The organism is Vibrio sp. D417a (genome assembly GCF_030248595.1).
GTDB classification, from domain to species: domain Bacteria; phylum Pseudomonadota; class Gammaproteobacteria; order Enterobacterales; family Vibrionaceae; genus Vibrio; species Vibrio alginolyticus.
The window spans coordinates 248,899-266,957 of sequence record NZ_JAHGAM010000001.1; the positions used below are offsets into that span (position 1 = coordinate 248,899).

Here is an 18,059-nt window from a genome sequence, read left to right on the forward strand (position 1 = left end):
ACCCATGCAGGGTCTGCAGTGTTAGAGAGATTAAAAGTCTGCGTTTGTATCGGTACCAACAAAGACGCTAATTCCGCTGGTAGATTGATAAATGCTAAAGGTTTCACCTGCAACAATACCATCTACAGAATCGTCATTTGCGGTACAGGTATAGCCGACGGAGTACGTACCGGGCTCTACAAAGCCAAATTCATATTCGTAATTTGCTTCATCAATGTCTTCCACTACGTTCGCCGCTGCGATTGGCATTATTTGGCCTTCTGCGCCTGCAAATGGCCCCATGTTCTCTTCGGCGATATTTCCTTCATATAGGTAGACCGCGTGTGCATACCCATTTGCGCTTGGGGTATCCGTTTCGCAGTTTTGGTAGGTTAATGTTGCGATATCTCCCTGAATTTCACCCGTTGTAACCGTGTTAATTAAAGTGACTGAGGTGCGCTGAATACTGTAGCCCTCGTTTTGCCCAGTTCCGTCTTTTAAGCCACGACGCAGGTCAAACTCCACCACAAATTCGTTGTTGTCAGGGTTGACTGCGAAGGTATCATTAAAGAACAGTACCCCAGAATTCGGATCTTTTCCGACCCCCTGCGGACAAGCCCCATTACCTTTTACGGTCAGTGGTATTTGATTGCCGGTCGCTTCATCAACAACATAGGATGGATAATCCGGATGATCGCCATCATTCGCAAACACGCAGAGTTTGTAATTGCCAGTGGGTATCAGCTCGTCGTCCACTAACTCTTGAGCGTTACTGCCCTGGAAGTCGAGTAAGTTAACGCTTAATGGTATTGGATCTTCATTATCGAGCAGAGGATTACCATTTTCGTCAACGAAATTTCCGTCTTCGTCGGTTTTATACACATCAAAAACTTGTGGTGTACCACCATCCAAAGGGAGAAATGCCACTTTGTTGTATGCGATAACCACTTCTGATACGTCATCAATGGGGGCATCTGATACAGACAAGGTAACCGGAGTCATTGTGCTGACAGAGTCACTGTCTGAATTACAGCCAATCAACGCAACTGTTATTGACGCACTGATCAAGCCAATTTTCATGCTGTTCATTTAGATGTACCTTTTTATGAGAAGTGTATTAAATGTAGTCGATTATTGATAAAACACAGAATAATAACGAGCGGAGTCGCGCGGTTAAAAGAGTGATAAACCATGACTAAGAAGTTCAGTAAAAGTGTGCTCAAATCGACGATATTGTGCTATTTGAAGTGCTATGGTTAGAAGTGTGTCGCTCAAAAAATGAGCGGATAAATACATCAACAACTCTAGCCAAGAGGTCTCTATGTTAGGTGAAAATCACTCATTAACTCATGAATTTCCAGAACATTTGGATACCATTACTCAGCTTACCGAAAACGATGCATCATTTGCTGAAACCGTTAAAAACTACAATGCTTTAGATAAGGAAATCCGCGTACTAGAACTTCAAGGAAGCCCGATTGATGATCACGAAATGAACGTGTTAAAACATAACCGGGCTGAGCTCAAAGACTGGCTCCACTCGAGAATTATGGGTTCTTAGCGACGCAATGATCATCGGCTCGTAATCTACGAGCCGATTTTAGTTTCAAGGGACGATGCCAAGTATTCCAACATTAGGATTGCTGAGCAGGAGCTTGGAGTGGCAGGTGGCCTGTTTTTACCCAAATGACCGTTTCTTGCTCTACAAAAGGAAAGTGCTCACTCATATGTGGACTGCGTATCCAAGAGTAGGGAGGATAGGTTCCTAGCTCGTCTTTAAATTCCCCCGATAACACAAAAATTTCTTCACCACCAAAGTGACGGTGTGGTTGAAACTTCTTACCTTTTGGCCATTTAACCAATGCGACATGTTCGTGCTCAAAATTATGCAGCGGCATGACTTGCAACCCACCGACACCACTCTGCCAGCTCGCTTGGTTTGTATTAATGCGAACTGTTTCAAGATCCTCAGATTCGAACTGATTTAGTTTAACTAAAATCACACAGCCTTCTTTGCTAAATGGTGCGTGTTGACTTCCTGGAGGGTTACGAAGGTAAGTGCCGGCAGGATAGTCACCGTATTCGTCAGAGAATACCCCCTCGAGCACCAATATTTCTTCTCCTTGAGGGTGAGGATGAGTCGAAAACTGCGAATTTGGCTCGTACTTAACGACGCTGGTGGTATGCCCTGATTCTTTGGCTTCTCGTTCCAAAGGTTTGCGCCACACACCTTTGGAAGGGCTGGCGATCCACTCCTGTTGAGCAGTATCTATCACGATTCTTTTTGAAAAATCCATATTCAACATATTGAAATTCCGTTACTTATTTAATTACTAATTCTCATTAGTATACGTATAAAAAACATCAATTGATTCATTTGTTGATAGCCCAATTCATGGATTGGGTACGAACATGAAATCGGAGCCTAATTTAAATTTCTGCTTGTGTAATGAGAATTGTTATATTATAACATCGCAAAATTAAATGTTATAACATAACAAAAAGGAAATAGTAGTGAATAAGAAATTGGTGTCTCTCGTGATCGGTAGCATTTTTGCATCCCCTGTTTTTGCCGACACACTATCGAACCCACAGATTGGTGTTGTTGTTGATGGCTACTACCAAGATGGCCAACGTCATAATTCTGAGCGCGAAGAAGGCTTTGGTCTAGGCCATACGGAATTAAACTTCTCATCAAATATCGACGACAAGTTTTACGGCGCATTGACCGCGGTTCTTGAAAGTCATGGTGATGAGACAGAATTAGAGCTTGAAGAGGCATTCATCGAAACTTTGGCATTGCCATATGGTGTAAACGTGCGCGCTGGCCGATTCCTATCTGACTTTGGTTACCTGAACAACCAACACATGCACACCGATAGCTTTGTTGAGCGTCCAATTGCTTATCGTACTTTCCTTGGCTCGCACTACTACGATGATGGTGTACGTGCAAACATCGTGTTGCCAACCGACCTTTATGTAAAACTTGGTGTAGAAGCGCTCAGTGGTAGCAAAATGTCTTCTGTCGAAGATGGTTCTGAAGTTGGCGTGTACACCACGACGCTGAAGCTTGGTAGTGACTTCTCCGAATCTTCAAGTTGGCAGTTTGGTTTAAGTTACCTGCGTAACGAAAACGGCAAGGTTAAAGAATTCGAAGATCACGACCACGGTCATGAAGAAGAGCATGAGCACGATCACCATCATGGCGCAGCAGTGACAGGTGCGAACCTTTACGGTGCTGATTTTGTTTGGAAATGGGCACCAGACGGTAATTACAAATACAGCAACTTCACGCTATCGGCTGAATACATGCTGTTAGACGGTGTGGTAGATAGCAAATATAAAAACGATGCAGAGTCACCAGACAACTTAAGCGCTTACTATGTTTCGGGTGTTTATCGCTTCAACCCAAGCTGGTCAGCAGGTCTACGTTACGGCGAAGCAGAAAGCTACGATGGTCATGCACATGGCGACCACATGCATTTTACTGAGCTGAATGATAAAGAAATGGATGCGATGATCGCATGGGATTCTTCTCACTTCGGTACTATCCGTGCGCAATACACTCGCATTGATAACCAAGACAGTGAGACAGACAACGTGTTCACTCTGCAATACGTGATGACATTTGGAGCGCACGGTGCTCATGCGTTCTAAGCTGACATTAAATAAATGCAGTTTGGTGATGATGGCGGCAGGAGCTGCCATCATTGCTTCGCCTGCTTCGCCTGCTTCGCCTGCTTCGGCTCTAAACATTTTCGTTTGTGAGCCAGAATGGAAAGCCTTTCTTGAAAGCCACGCGCCAGATGCCAGTATTTATTCAGCGACAACGGCTAAGCAAGACCCACATTACGTACAAGCTCGTCCTTCTTTGATTGCGAAGATGCGCCAAGCGGACATGGCAATGTGTTCGGGCGCAGAGCTAGAGGTGGGGTGGTTACCTATGCTGCAAGTTCGTAGCAGCAATGCGGCGGTGCAAAATGGTGCGCCGAGCATGATCTACGCGACGGACTTCGTGCGCATGTTAGATACTCATGCTCACGTTGACCGTAGCATGGGAGATATACACGCTCACGGTAACCCACATGTTCAATTTGCGGCAAATGACATGATTCCATTATCTCGTAAAGTCACGGAGCGCCTAAAAGCGATTGATCCCGACAACGCACAAAGTTACCAAGTGAATGGTATGAAGTTTCGTGCTCATTGGCGTAAAAAGCTTAAAGAATGGAATGAGAAAGGGGCTGCTTTAAAGGGTAAGCAAGTTGTCGGTTATCACGCGACGTATCGTTATTTGTACGATTGGCTCGGAATGAAGCAGATTGCCGATCTCGAACCTAAACCGGGCATTTCACCGACCACATCTCACCTGCAATCACTCACCAAGTTAAATGCCGACAGTTTTGATGCGATTGTTTACTCCTCTCATCAGGATCAGCGTCCAGCGAACTGGTTGCAAGATCATACTGACAAACCTGTGATTCAACTGCCATTGACCGTTTCTGAGGGTGAAAGCTTGGATGAGATGTACGATCAGGTCATTGATGATTTACTGGATGTGTTAGTGCCGCCCGTTCCTGTGAGGATCTAAGTATGGCGGATTATGCATGGCTTTTACCTGCGGTTTTGTGTGGTTTAATTGCGTTGGTTGGCAACATCGTTCTGGGGCAACAAGTTCTTAATCGTCAGATCATCTTTATAGATTTGGCGGTGGCGCAAGTTGCGGCATTGGGGGCAGCACTAAGCCACTACTGGTTGAGCCAATACGCGCTGTTCTCAGGCTCATTCTTTGGCGAAATGATTGGCCCTTGGGTGATGTCTTTGATGCTTTGCGGTTTGATTGCCTTAATGGAGAAACGATACCAGCAACATTTAGAGCCCATGATTGGCAGCTTGTTTGTCGTGTCTGCATCGCTGGCGATCCTGCTGGTGAGTAAAGACCCACACGGCGGAGACTTTATTCAAGGCATTCTTAATGGGCAATTGTTATGGGCGACTTGGGCAGACGTTTGGCCTCTGGCACTCATTACCGCTGCGATGTTGCTATTGGTTTGGTTAAAACCTGCGTTTATGCGCGGTAGTGGTTTTTATCTGATCTTTGCAATCCTGATGCCCATTACGGTCAAGTTAACCGGCATTTATTTAGAATTTGCTTTGTTGGTTATTCCAGCTTTATGTGCGGCAGCATTGAAGGGAACTCGATTCTTTGTCGCTAGTATCAGCATTGGTATTGTTGGGATCTTATCGGGTATTGCCGCATCGGCTCGCTATGACTTACCGAGTGGTGCGAGTATTGTGATCACCCTGTTTATTGCTGGCATGTTGTTTAATCTCTTGCTTCAGCCTTTTCTGGTGAAAATAACAAAACCAGCTTTTGTAAGAGATTAAGAGACAAGTAATATTGGTCTGATGAAGTAGTATTTGATTAATCAGACCAATACTTTTCTATCCAAGTCCTCCAATCGTGTAACTTTGCGCCTTCCAACACACTTTCTTACGTTGATCTTGCCATAGTCATCAAGTTGCCTTGATTAGTTCACATTCGACTCCCAGACTGTTTCTATAGTTTTTATAAGATATAAAAGACCCTGCGTATGAGAAGCGCAGCTGTAACGCGACTAGGCATAAAAACAAAAAACGCTAGGGATACAAGCGAATTTGTAATCTCAACATTTAAGGAAGACCAAGATGAAACCGGAAAAAGTAGCAGTAGTCACTGGTGCGGCTCGTGGTATTGGCCAAGCGATTTGTGAGCAATTACTGGAGGATGGATTCCACGTAATCGGGCTAGACATATCGCCCGTGGAATGGAGCCAGTCGGCGCAGCTAAGCAGTTATCAAGTCAACTTGTGTGATGCCGAAGCTGTCAGTGAAGTGGTAGAAAGTGTTGTAGAGCAGCACGGAAGAATCGATGCTCTGGTTAACAACGCGGGCATCACTCGAGATGCACTGTTGCCAGACATGTTAGAGCAAGACTGGGACAGCGTGATCGACGTGAACCTAAAAGCGGTGTTCTTACTCACCCAACGTGTTGCTCCTGTCATGCTAGAGCAGGGCACAGGCAGTATTGTTAGCATTTCTTCTATAGTGGGAACGGATGGTAATATCGGCCAGAGCAACTACGGCGCAAGTAAAGGCGGCGTCATCTCAATGAGCAAAGGCTGGGCGAAAGAACTTTCAAGAAAGGGTGCACAGATACGCGTCAACTGTGTCGCGCCAGGCTTTATCGCCACCGACATGACCAAGAACCTGCCAGAGAAAGTCATTCAAATGATGAAAGGCAAAACCCCATTAGGGCGCATGGGCTCAGTTCAAGATATTGCCAATGGCGTCTCTTTCCTAACCTCAGACAAGAGCGCCTACATCACAGGCCAAGTGCTCAAGATTGACGGTGGGTTGGTATTATAGCTCGTTAATCAAAACCCAAAATAAAAACGCCTTTTACTTATATGAAGGGCGTTTTTGTTTGAGGAACCCGACTTATGTGAGTACTACTAATAGAAAGCTTCGATTTCGCTTCGAGTTGAGTTTTTGAAGCAAAAGGCCAATACGTTTGAATAGCGTCGGGCGTCTCCTCTTAAACACTGCATTCCCTAAAGCACAGTATTCCCAAAAGAAAAGCCCACCGAAAAGCGGGCTTTGCTCTCTTTTAGTAACGAGAAGAATAACTAGTAGCTCGCTTGAATGCTGACACCGCTATAGTTTGAGTAACCTTGAATCATGACGTGATAACGTCCACTTTGTGTCGCACTGACCGTACATGTTTCATTGTTACCGTATTTGAAAGGTCGGCAGTCCCATGCATTCAGTGCTGGTTTTGCTCCAAAACGGAGATACAAATCCGCATCACCATTTCCACCATACATTTGTACGGTTAAACGCTGCCCAGCTTCTACATCAACATAGTAATACGCTACTTGACCAGTTGAACCACTTAAACCACTTACTGGCACGCCCGAGGTTAATTTGCCTTCTGGGTCCGGTGTTGGGTCTGGGCCACCGCAGTCTTGGCCACAATCTGCATCCGTTAAGCTATAAAGTAGCTTGTTCACGCTGCCTCTTGTGTCCGTCACTTTTCCGCTAGTTGCGCGGCTAACGATCAAGGCCTCTACTTGGCTTGGAGACAGTGAACTGTTTTCTTGAAGATACAATGCTGCTACACCCGCCACATGTGGCGTCGCCATCGAAGTGCCACTAATGGTTTTGTAGCCACCGTCATACCATGCAGATTTGATTTGTGAACCTGGCGCAAATACATCCACACAACTGCCCCAGTTTGAAAAACTCGAACGTGCATCCGTGCTAGTGGTCGATCCGACAGTTACTCCGGAAGCAACGCGTGCTGGAGAATAGTTACACGCATCGGCGTTGGAGTTACCTGCTGCTAGCATAAAGCTGACACCTGACTGAACCGCACTTTGCACCGCACTATCCAGAGCGACGGATTGACCGCCGCCTAAACTCATGTTGGCGACTGAAGGTCCGGAAGCGTTCGCAGCCACCCAGTCCACACCGGCAATAACACCAGAAGTAGAACCCGATCCGGTACAGCTCAATACTCTCACGCCGACAAGGTTGACGTTTTTCGCAACACCATACAAGCTGCCGCCAATGGTGCCCGCTACGTGTGTGCCGTGTCCATTACAGTCACTTGCATCTGCATCGTTATCGACAAAGTCATACCCTGAAACTGAGCGACCACCGAACTCAACATGCGCGTTATTCACACCAGTATCGATGACATAAGCCGTTACCCCAGTCCCATCAAAGTTGGCACTGTAGTTGTTATCGAGTGGCAAGTTTCGTTGGTCGATTCGGTCTAGTCCCCAAATGGCATTGGTTTGATTTGCGTCTGCCGAGACTATTGGGTCAAGCGATAGGATTCTGTCTTGCTCAATGTAGTCCACACGAGGATCAGAACGCAGATCTTTTAGTTGCTCAGGACTCAAGTTAGCGACAAATCCACTTATCGAGTGGTCAAAAACCGACTCCACTTTTACCGAATACAAACCAGACATGCGGTCTACGGATTGTTGCGTGAATTGCTCGAATTCCGTTGAGTTGCTCGCCATCATTTGCGGTTGTTGAAATACCACTATGTAGCGATCTGCAATGGCGATCTCGTCCGGTGCGAGCATTAATGTGGCTGGTAATATGTCCGGAGCTTGTTGTAACTCTGCACTGTCCGCAATCTCATTGGGTTGCGAAAAAGCGAGAGAAGAATGAAAACAGAGTGCGGAGGTGATACAACAACTTAGTAGTTTCTTTAACATAAAATGTTCCTCGAAATCATAGTCTTGTTGATTTTTACCTAGTACCAAACTGTCAACACGAAAACACAGACAATCAGCGTAGTGCGTGCTGAAGTGACGTTACACAAGTCAAACTAGACAATGAGCAATCATATGCATAACTGATAATAATTCGCATACTCAGAAACATGATCAATAACCAAGCTTTATTGAAATTGAAATGCAAAGATTCATTTAGACTTAGAGCAAAATCCCTAAAATAGAATAATTCTACACACCTGAAATATTGCCTGTTATATGACTTCATCTTACCGATAATTTACGCAATAAAAACCTAACTATCCTTTTATTGGTCATAACTCAAATCGGTTGATAGATGTTAATATAGCCACCTGATTTCTGATGTTTTTAACTCATGGTTACTATCCAAGCTCAATATCGTTTCTGTAATAAAACAGAGCCCGTTCGTGAACATGGAAAAGGGCATTCTGGCTCTCCTCGCTCCAGATGTATCGAGTGTCGAAAGAGCTTTAACTCGATTACGTTTACGAAGCCCGCAAGCCAGATGTAAAAGAAAAAACTGTTGATATGTCAATGAATAGCTCTGGCGTTAGGGAAACAGTACAAGTGTTGAATGTCGTATACAACACAGTATTGAGTACTTTAAAAAATCTCGCCAAGGTAAGTAACCTCAATGCCTTTCGATAAAGCAAATATAAGACTAATTTGTAAACTTGAAAGGCTAGCTGTATTGGTTGAGGTATATGAGGAAAACACTTCCCCATTTAAGAACTGAAACACACTTTTGCCCCTTTTCGTGTTAGCACGGAAACTGTCCTGCTACCAGACTTGTGTTTCAATAGTGCCTTGTAGTATCGAAAACACTTACCACAAACTCTAGAGATTTATGTACTATACCACCTACTGGAAGCTTGATGGGTGGTATTGACGTGAACTTATCTCAAATTGATCTGAATTTGCTCTTTGTTTTAAAGCACTTGCTCGAAGAGAAGCATGTATCTAACACCGCTATGGCTTTAAATATGAGCCAGTCTGCGGTAAGTCGAGCACTGCAAAAAATGAGAGTTTTCTTTAATGACGAATTACTGGTGCGCAAGAAATACGGCTATGAACTGACTCCAAAAGCAGAGTCAGTAAGGCAAGACATCAATAATGTGATTACCAGTTTAGAAAAACTTGCCCATAGAGACTCGTTTGATCCGAGCACTGTATCAAGCACCGTTAAGGTTTACGGCCTTCTTCCTCAGATTAATACCTTAATGCCTAAGGTTATCGCTAAGATTCGGCAAGAGGCTCCAAACCTTAAGGTCAGTTTGGACTCAGCACCAAAACGTCATTTTGATGCGTTGGTGGCTGGAGATGTTCATTTCGCACTTTCCTCTCATCAACCGCCAAGCTCTGAGCAAAATATCTATCGAATGGTTGTTGCTAAGCGTACTTTCCGTTTGCTTATGAGCCGCTATCATCCACTGGCCGATTTAGAGCTAACTCCAGAGCGTTTGGCCGAATTTGACTTTGGACAAGTCTCTTTGCAGGGTGAGAAGCGATTGTCGTTTGAGCATAAATACCAAGAGCTAGGGTTAGCGAACAAAAAAAAGCGTTTATCAGCGCCAGTGCAACTGAATAACTTTAGTTCTGCTCCAAGTATCGCTGCGGAGACTGAGATTATATTTCATCTACCGACACCTTTTGCAGAGGCAGCTTGTCAAGACCCTCGCTTGATCGTTCGAGAAGTACCTGCCGAGCTACAGTTGGACTTTCAAGAAGTCTTCCTATATTGGCACAAACGCTTTAACGATGATCCTATGTGTGAATGGGTACGAGAGATCTTTAAACAGCTCTATGTTGGAACCGATACTTTAGCTTAAATGCTTATATCGGGTAATTCGTGGTTAACTATTCGTATATTGGATAGTGATATTCTCTTTTCTCGATAGTGATTAACTTGTCAGTGATTATGATAATCAGGTTTAATTGATAATAATTATTAAATGCAATTACATTTTAAGCCTATTCAATATGAAGCCTCTTTTCACATACTCTCTATTTTCTACATCAGTTGTTTCTGCTTGTATTACTGTACCTATGGTCGTTGTTGCAAATGACCAGTTACCTGAGACTGGTATCAATACAACAGCAATGGAAACCGTAGTGGTTACAGCCTCTGGTTACGAACAGAATGTCACAGAAGCGCCAGCAACAATAAGTGTTCTCACCCGAGAGCAACTTGAAAATCGCTCATATAAAGATTTGACTGATGCTTTAAGTGATATACCTGGGGTAACCGTTACAGGAGGTGGTGATGGCCAAGATATCTCAATTCGAGGTATGCCTGCTCAATATACGGCCATTCTTGTTGATGGCAGGAAGCAGTCTGGTCGAGAAACTCAAACTAATGGTAGTACGTTTACTGAACAAGACTGGCTTCCCCCGTTGAGTGCAATTGAACGTATTGAAGTTGTACGTGGCCCTATGTCAACCCTTTATGGGTCTGATGCTTTGGGGGGTGTGATTAATATTATTACGCGTAAAAATTATCAAGAGTGGCACGGAAGCTTGCGTGCAGAAACGACGCTTCAAGAAAATTCAAAATCTGGAAATAGCTATCAAGGGCAGCTTTACCTTGCTGGCCCTGTCATTGATGGTCTGTTGAGTACTTCTTTGACTGGACTGTATCAGGAAAGAAAAGAAGATGAAATTGAAGGTGGTTATGCAGGTAAGACACTCGACAACTATCGAGCTTCTTTGTACCTCACACCTACCTCGGATGACACTTTTACTCTGGAGTTCACCAATCATAACCAAGAGCGAGAGACCACTCTAGGTAAATCAGTGGAGCGAGAGTCTCAAGTTGCAGTACGAGAATATGAACGCCAATCTATTGGTTTTAGCCACGACGGAAACTACTCTTGGGGTACAAGTTCTTCATTTATCAGTAATGAAACAGTAAAAAATATCGGTGCAGATAAAGAAGTCGAGAATAGTCAAATTAATACGCAATGGGGTCTGCCTCTTAATGCTCACTACTTAACACTGGGCGCATCTTTCGAGCAAAAGGATCTGACTGATAATAAACTGTCATTGACCTCTAAAAACAAGCAATGGGCAGTATTTGCTGAGGACGAGTGGTATCTCACGGATACATTCGCTCTCACCCTTGGTTTACGTTACGACGACAATGAGATCTTTGACGGGCAATTTAGCCCAAGAGCTTACGGGGTCTGGTCTATTGACCCTAGTTGGACGCTAAAAGGTGGTGTGTCTACGGGTTATCGAGCACCTAGTTTGACACAAATGGACGAAGAGTGGGTTCAAGAGAGCTGTAGAGGGCGTTGTTCTATTTACGGTAATCCAGACTTAACAGCAGAAACCTCCATCAATACAGAGATGGGACTGTATTACGTTAATGAGCGAGACCTTTCTGCAAACATTACTTTGTTTTACAGCGACTTCAAAGACAAGATCGAAAGTGAGTTTGTCGATCCGACGTGTACTGATAGCAGAAGTTGCGACCGCACTTACGTCAACATTGATGATGCGAACAGCTATGGTGCAGAAAGTTCCGTATCTAAGGGTATTACAGAGTCAATTACACTAAGTGCAACCTACTCGTATACTCGTAGTGAAAAGAACACTAATGACGATGATGATGGCTTGCCTCTTGTACAAGCACCTGAACATATCTTCTCACTTAATGGTGATTGGGCAGTGCGTGATGATGTTGCTTCATGGGCCCGCATGAACTATCAAGGCAAAGAGAAAAACAACATCACTAGTGATAGCACAAGAACGTTGGCACCTTCTATTACTTACGTGGATCTCGGTGTGAACTGGCGTGTAACTAAGAATGTGAAGTTAATGGCAGCGGTTTATAACTTGTTCGATGAGCAAATCACAGAGGAAGAGTTTGGCTACATTGAAGATGGCCGACGCTACTGGTTAGCTGCTGAAGCGACTTTCTAATCTACTTACTTTTTTAAGCGAATAACAAAACAATGAATACGAAAATTAAGTCTGCGATGACCTCTCTGCTACTTATGCCCTTTGTCTGTTTGGCTGGGGAGTTCAATGTAGAGAAGGATATCTTGTTCAAAACTGTAGGTGAAAGAGAGATTAAACTCGATCTTTATACTCCTTCGGTTGAATCAAATACTCAGTACCCGTTATTAGTCTGGGTACATGGTGGTGCATGGAAACGTGGGAGCAAAGACGCCATCCCAGAAAAGAACCCATTATTACTTCAGTCTGTGTTGAATGAAGGTTATGCGCTAGCTTCAGTTGATTATCGTTTAAGTGGAGAAGCGATCTTTCCTCAACCAGTACAAGACATTAATGATGCACTGAACTATTTGTACGACAATGCTGAAAAGCTCGGTATTAAACCGGACAATGTTGTGATAATGGGACGCTCTGCTGGCGGGCACCTCGCTGGCTTTATTGGTGCGACTAACTCGGCATACAACCAAGTAGATTTCTATGAGCCACCAAAGTACAAGGTCTCAGCCGTAGTAAGCTTTTTTGGCCCTACCGATTTACTTGAGTTAAGTAATAAAGGTGGCAAGAAAACCAGCAAAAAATCGTCTGTATCTCGTTTCTTAGGAGATATTCCAAACAATATTCCAAAGCTTGCCAAGAAAGCATCAACGACGAGTTATGTGAATGAAAATACTCCACCATATATACAGTTACACGGCACCTTGGATAAGCGAGTGCCTCTATCTCAAAGTGAGATACTTAAGGCTAAGCTTGATGAGCATGGAGTTACCAACCAACTTTTCATTGAAGAAGGTGTAGGACACAGTGCACCTGTCTTTGATACCGAGAAGTACGTTACTCATGTTTTGGACTTCTTAAATAAACACTTTCCGAACTAACGCTCTAGTCAATATAAGGCTTAAAAGTTCAAGGGGAAATACTGAGCCAACTGTGATTACAGTTGGCTTTTTCATGTATCTCTATTGGGCATTTTATCATTCTGATTAATGGGAGCGGCTGGCCCATTTTCAGGCAGTGGTTGAATAAATCTATGACTACTTTAGGGTATGTATTCTAACGTACTTCTGTCCAAAAAAGTGTTTCGTTAGCTTGAATTAGAACAACAAAGCGCTCTTCACAGAAAATGAAGGTCGTTTATCTCGTCTTAACAGCCTTTCAAGTTGTTTGAAATGAGGTATCGAGATCCGCTTCGCTCTTAGTTACGTTCAACCTTAGCTGCTACTTTTCATCAACAAATAGAGATGAGTTACCATCAAGTAGCATAGGGAAGCGAGTGAGCACTATTCTCTCAAATGAACACTAAACCCCTTCTTTGTAGCCTGTCACCTTCAAACTACTTCCTCTAGCGCTAACAATTAATTCAAATGTGCGCTGGTTAATGATTTTTCTGTAAGTAACACAATTGAACGTGATAGAAGTAACAAAATGGCCTCTTAACGGTAACGTTCCCGAAAAGTTTATATATTATCGCCCTCATTGATACAAGTGGTAGATACGCTCTGAGTACGAGCGCTCTGAAATTCAGACTTTAGATGGGTATTTAAAGTCACCATAAGTTTGCAATTTTACTTGGGAACGTTTGCAAATAACCTAAGTATAAATTTACGTGAGACTATGGAAATGAAACTACACACTTTGACGATGGCAGTAGCGCTTGGGCTGGTTACAGCACCTGCATTCGCAGCAACAGATGTTGACGCTCTTGAAAAGCGAATTAATGAATTAGAACAGAGACTTGAGCAGACAGAAAAAGCATCCACAGAAGCAAATGAGAAAGCCTCAAGCTTTGAGTTTCATGGCTACGCTCGTTCCGGGCTACTGATTAATGACGATCTGAATGGTGCAGTGGGTACTGGTCCTTACATGACGGCAGCTGGTGCTATTGGCGCGCCAATTGGGCGATTAGGGGTAGAGGATGATCATTATGTGGAAGCAAACCTTATTCACAAACGTTTTGCAGATGATGGTTCCAGCGCATTGTTCCGAATCATGTTGGCAGATAGTACGGAAACCAATAACGAATGGACGGCGAGCGAGAGTCAATTAAACGTTCGTCAGGTATATGCTGAGCTAAACAAGTTGAGTATGTTCTCTGAATCAAGAGCTTTTGCTGACGCGACGTTTTGGGCTGGTAAACGATTTGACCGTGATAACTTTGACATTCACTTCTTTGACTCGGATATTGTTTTCTTATCTGGTACTGGTGCTGGTGTGTATGACGTCCAAATGAGCGATTCGTGGAAAGCAAACTTCTCGATCTATGGTCGTGATTTTGGTGAGATTGATAGCTCGTCAACAGATGTTGAAAACTATATCACGACAATGAACAACCGCTTCGGTAATTGGCAATTGATGCTGAGCGGCATGACGTCTGCTGATAACAATGCTCGCGTAGAAGGCGCAGCGGACAAAGGTTTACATGCGATGTTTGCCTACCATGGCGATACCTTCTTTGGCATGAGTGAAGGCTTCTCTAAAACTGGTATTTTGATGGGTGATGGATTGGGTGCAGAACTTAAAGGCATCGGTTCAAACGGTGATTTGCTAGAAGACGCAAAAGCCTTACGCTTGTTCAGCTATGGTGTAACACGCATCGGCGACAACTGGCGTGTAGCACCTGCGTTGCTAGCAGAACACAGCCAAGATCGCTTTGCTAAAAATGATGAATTTACGTGGGCATCGTTCAACATCCGCTTAGCGCAAGAGTTTACGCAGAACTTTGAGATGGTTTATGAAGGCTCATACCAATACATGGACCTAGACAATGCGATTGATAAAGCAAGTGGCAGTTTTTACAAAGCGACAATCGCACCAACGCTTAAGATGTCTACCGCTGCAGGTTTCTTTGACCGTCCGGAGCTACGTTTTGCAGTTAGCTACGTTGATTGGAGCGAAGACTTGAATGGCTACTCGATTAGCCAGGATGCGGGTGCTGCAACGATGGGTGATGGTGGTGAAGTTCTGTTTGCACTGCAAATGGAAACTTGGTTCTAAAGGGATCTAACCGACAAAGAGTAATAAGAAAAGCGCCAACTGATTTCAGTTGGCGCTTTTTCATTAACAGGACTGACGCTCAATTGTTTTGAAGGTTAGTACCATCTTACTCATTTCAAAACTTCTGTTGGCAATTCTATCTAGTAGCAGTTTCGCACCATTTTCACCCGCTTTATCAAATGCATAGTTAAATGTTGATAAGGTTGGGGTACACACTGATGCGAGCTCATCATCACCAACTCCTAGCACTAAAACGTCTTTACCCGGTGTTAACCCGAGCTCTTGAATCGCTCTCATCGCACCGATAGCAATACGGTCTGTCGCACAGAACAAGCCATCTAGCTTAGGGTTCTTTGTTAAGTGTTGTTTTGCCAATGAATAGCCAGAATCGATGGTAAAGTCACCACGAGCATGGAAGGCGATCTCAAAACCATGGTGTTGCAGCGCTTGAACAAATCCTTCAGAGCGTTGCTTATCTACCGCGATATCGTCACCTTGCACGCCAATAAAACCCATGGTTTGGCAACCTTTTGCAACCAGTCTATTTCCCGCTTCAAACCCTACTCGTGCGTCATCATGAATGATGCTTGGAATATTAAACATGGAACCATCTTGACCGACGAGCACAACTGGAACGGCTGAGTTTTGAATTGCTTTTACCAGCTTGGAATCGAGGTGGGTGGCGTAAAGAATGATCCCTTCAACCCGTTTTTGGTTAAAGATCTGAATGTATTCCAGTTCTTTTTCGTGGGCTTGGTGAGTGCTAGCAAGTAAGACATGTTTCCCTGCTTTTTCAAGGACATCGGTTAATCCATCGACACCTTGGGATGTGGCATGAGAGGAAACCCGAGGAACAATGACACCAACCAGATTGGTCTTTTGAGATTTTAGATCTTTAGCGACTTGGTTTGGCACATAGCCACACTCCGCTACTGCTTGGCGGACTTTCAGTTTTGTCGCTTCTTTTACGCCATATTCATCGTTTATAACCCGTGACACTGTTGATTTTGATACGCCAGCCAGACGGGCGACATCATGCAGACTCGCCATTGTTCCTATCCATTCTGTTTTTCGTTTTTGGGATTGTTTGCAAAGAGAAGATGAAAAGCTCTTTGATAAGTAGCGATTCTAACCTCCTATACTGCTCTTAGGGAGAGAATTTGACGATCATTCTCACATTCTCTCTGCTTTATCTTTGATCATTTGGTTTTATTGAGCAAAAATCTGTTTTGCAAACGTTCCCGAAAATTTCGCAAGCTCAGATAATAATCCAATGGGGTATGAAATGAATTATCCGGCAGTAGCAAAAGAGTTGTTAACTCTATTAGGTGGTAAAAGCAACATCACCGCACTTGCGCATTGTGCGACACGCTTACGCCTTGCCGTTGCAGATGAGCAAAAAATAGATGAACAAGCGATTGATAGCCTTGAAGGAGTAAAAGGGCAGTTCAAAGTTGCGGGTCAGTACCAAATCATTTTTGGATCTGGCATCGTAAACCAAGTTTATGCAGAAATGGCGAAGTTGACGGGGATGAGTGAAATGTCCACCAACGACGTTGCGTCTGCTGGCGCAGAGAAACAAAACATTGTTCAGCGCGCGGTGAAAGGGCTGTCTGATATTTTCGTCCCAATCATTCCCGCAATCGTCGCTGGTGGTTTGTTGATGGGTATCTATAACCTATTGACTGCTCAAGGCTTGTTCATTGATGGCAAATCTTTGATTGATGCCAACCCAGGACTGACAGACTTGGCGAACATGATCAACACGTTTGCGAACGCGCCGTTTGTTTACCTGCCTATTCTGCTGGCATTTTCAGCCAGTAAGAAGTTTGGCGGTAACCCATATTTAGGGGCGGCGCTAGGTATGTTGATGGTTCACCCTGACTTGCTGAATGGTTGGGGATTCGGCGGCGCATCTGTGTCTGGCAACATTCCGGTTTGGAATATTCTTGGCTTTGAAATCCAAAAAGTGGGTTACCAAGGTTCGGTGTTACCGGTTTTGGTATCGGCATTCATTCTTGCGAAGGTTGAGCTAGGCTTACGTAAAGTCATACCTTCTGTTTTAGACAACCTTTTAACGCCATTACTGGCGATTTTCATAGCGGGTTTGCTGACGTTTACTGTCGTCGGTCCGTTCACGCGTGATATCGGTTTCCTATTGGGTGATGGTCTGAACTGGCTATACAACACTGCTGGCTTTGTTGGTGGTGCGGTATTTGGTCTTATTTATGCTCCGTTTGTTATTACTGGTATGCATCACAGCTTCATTGCGATTGAAACTCAACTTCTTGCGGATATTGCGACGACGGGCGGCACCTTTATCTTTCCTATTGCGGCGATGTCTAACGTTTCTCAAGGAGCGGCAGCGTTGGCGGTGGGCGTGATGAGCAAAGATAAGAAGATGAAAGGTATTGCGATTCCATCGGGTGTTACGGGTTTGCTGGGTATTACAGAGCCAGCCATGTTTGGTGTTAATCTAAAACTACGTTACCCATTTATTGCGGCAGTTTGCGCTGCGGCGTTATCGAGCGCGTTCATTACAATGTTTAATGTGAAAGCTCAGGCATTGGGTGCAGCAGGTCTTCCAGGCATCATTTCTATTACGCCAGAGAAGATTGGATACTACATCGCGGGTATGGTGATCGCGTTCTTGACCGCATTTGTTCTCACCATTGTTCTTGGTATGCGTGACCGCGCTAAAGTTGGTAGAAAAGCAGCGGCTTAATCTGAACTCCTTAAGGGTGGAGTCCCCCAAAATCCACTTCTTTTCCTAAATGTTTGGGGTGCTAGCCAAGCACTAATGGCTTGGCTAGCCTT

The 18,059-nt window shown here is 44.2% G+C and carries 14 protein-coding genes and 1 pseudogene; 11 read left to right on the plus strand and 4 right to left on the minus strand.

The annotated features are described in order from the left end of the window. Nucleotides 1–30 precede the first annotated feature (30 nt). Complete coding sequence (locus tag KI742_RS01180) at nucleotides 31–1,068, minus strand: DUF4382 domain-containing protein (protein WP_130546407.1); 1,038 nt, start codon at nucleotides 1,066–1,068, stop codon at nucleotides 31–33. Between the two features lie 232 nt (nucleotides 1,069–1,300). On the opposite strand from KI742_RS01180, the gene KI742_RS01185 reads away from it, so the two are divergent. Then, entirely contained in the window at nucleotides 1,301–1,540 is a 240-nt protein-coding gene (locus tag KI742_RS01185) for a YdcH family protein (RefSeq protein ID WP_005373737.1), read from the plus strand. 73 nt (nucleotides 1,541–1,613) lie between these two features. Here KI742_RS01185 and KI742_RS01190 read toward each other — a convergent pair whose 3' ends face one another. After that, nucleotides 1,614–2,285, minus strand: a complete 672-nt coding sequence (locus KI742_RS01190; protein WP_285384951.1) for a cupin domain-containing protein — start codon at nucleotides 2,283–2,285, stop codon at nucleotides 1,614–1,616. A 208-nt stretch (nucleotides 2,286–2,493) separates the two neighbouring features. Here KI742_RS01190 and KI742_RS01195 point away from each other — a divergent pair, with 208 nt between their 5' ends. The 4 genes from KI742_RS01195 (at nucleotide 2,494) to fabG (ending at nucleotide 6,387) form a co-directional block, all read left to right on the plus strand. After that, nucleotides 2,494–3,636, plus strand: a complete 1,143-nt coding sequence (locus KI742_RS01195; protein ID WP_017633595.1) for a hypothetical protein — start codon at nucleotides 2,494–2,496, stop codon at nucleotides 3,634–3,636. Next, nucleotides 3,626–4,570 carry a metal ABC transporter solute-binding protein, Zn/Mn family gene (locus KI742_RS01200; RefSeq protein WP_213906692.1) on the plus strand — a complete coding sequence of 315 codons (945 nt, stop codon included), beginning with the start codon at nucleotides 3,626–3,628 and terminating at the stop codon, nucleotides 4,568–4,570. The genes KI742_RS01195 and KI742_RS01200 overlap by 11 nt, the downstream gene beginning before the upstream one ends. Nucleotides 4,571–4,572: 2 nt before the next feature. Further along, nucleotides 4,573–5,367 (plus strand): metal ABC transporter permease, encoded by a 795-nt coding sequence (locus KI742_RS01205; protein ID WP_005373725.1) that lies wholly within the window; start codon nucleotides 4,573–4,575, stop codon nucleotides 5,365–5,367. Between the two features lie 300 nt (nucleotides 5,368–5,667). Then, nucleotides 5,668–6,387, plus strand: coding sequence for a 3-oxoacyl-ACP reductase FabG (fabG, locus tag KI742_RS01210; RefSeq protein WP_042523233.1), 720 nt, complete (start codon nucleotides 5,668–5,670; stop codon nucleotides 6,385–6,387). Nucleotides 6,388–6,647: 260 nt separating this feature from the next. On the opposite strand, the gene KI742_RS01215 is transcribed toward fabG, so the two are convergent. Next, nucleotides 6,648–8,252 (minus strand): S8 family peptidase, encoded by a 1,605-nt coding sequence (locus tag KI742_RS01215; protein ID WP_042523230.1) that lies wholly within the window; start codon nucleotides 8,250–8,252, stop codon nucleotides 6,648–6,650. Nucleotides 8,253–8,646: 394 nt separating this feature from the next. Between KI742_RS01215 and KI742_RS01220 the strand changes: the two are divergent. The 5 genes and pseudogenes from KI742_RS01220 to KI742_RS01240 all read left to right on the plus strand — a co-directional run. Continuing rightward, nucleotides 8,647–8,970, plus strand: a pseudogene (locus KI742_RS01220) (IS1-like element transposase); the annotation flags it as partial. A 196-nt stretch (nucleotides 8,971–9,166) separates the two neighbouring features. Continuing rightward, the gene (locus KI742_RS01225) at nucleotides 9,167–10,120 is read left to right on the plus strand and encodes a LysR family transcriptional regulator (RefSeq protein ID WP_017819843.1); all 954 of its coding nucleotides are present in this window, start codon (nucleotides 9,167–9,169) and stop codon (nucleotides 10,118–10,120) included. A 151-nt stretch (nucleotides 10,121–10,271) separates the two neighbouring features. Beyond that, complete coding sequence (locus KI742_RS01230) at nucleotides 10,272–12,215, plus strand: TonB-dependent receptor domain-containing protein (RefSeq protein WP_033906196.1); 1,944 nt, start codon at nucleotides 10,272–10,274, stop codon at nucleotides 12,213–12,215. Between the two features lie 32 nt (nucleotides 12,216–12,247). Further along, nucleotides 12,248–13,126: an alpha/beta hydrolase gene (locus tag KI742_RS01235; RefSeq protein ID WP_042523228.1), complete on the plus strand. Its 879-nt coding sequence runs from the start codon at nucleotides 12,248–12,250 to the stop codon at nucleotides 13,124–13,126. Between the two features lie 742 nt (nucleotides 13,127–13,868). Beyond that, on the plus strand, nucleotides 13,869–15,242 hold the full coding sequence (locus tag KI742_RS01240) for a carbohydrate porin (RefSeq protein ID WP_258642368.1): 1,374 nt from the start codon (nucleotides 13,869–13,871) through the stop codon (nucleotides 15,240–15,242). A gap of 63 nt (nucleotides 15,243–15,305) precedes the next feature. Here KI742_RS01240 and KI742_RS01245 read toward each other — a convergent pair whose 3' ends face one another. Further along, nucleotides 15,306–16,292: a LacI family DNA-binding transcriptional regulator gene (locus tag KI742_RS01245; protein WP_005373712.1), complete on the minus strand. Its 987-nt coding sequence runs from the start codon at nucleotides 16,290–16,292 to the stop codon at nucleotides 15,306–15,308. Nucleotides 16,293–16,527: 235 nt separating this feature from the next. Between KI742_RS01245 and KI742_RS01250 the strand changes: the two genes are divergently transcribed. Continuing rightward, the gene (locus tag KI742_RS01250; protein ID WP_025767958.1) at nucleotides 16,528–17,967 is read left to right on the plus strand and encodes a sucrose-specific PTS transporter subunit IIBC; all 1,440 of its coding nucleotides are present in this window, start codon (nucleotides 16,528–16,530) and stop codon (nucleotides 17,965–17,967) included. Nucleotides 17,968–18,059 lie beyond the last annotated feature (92 nt).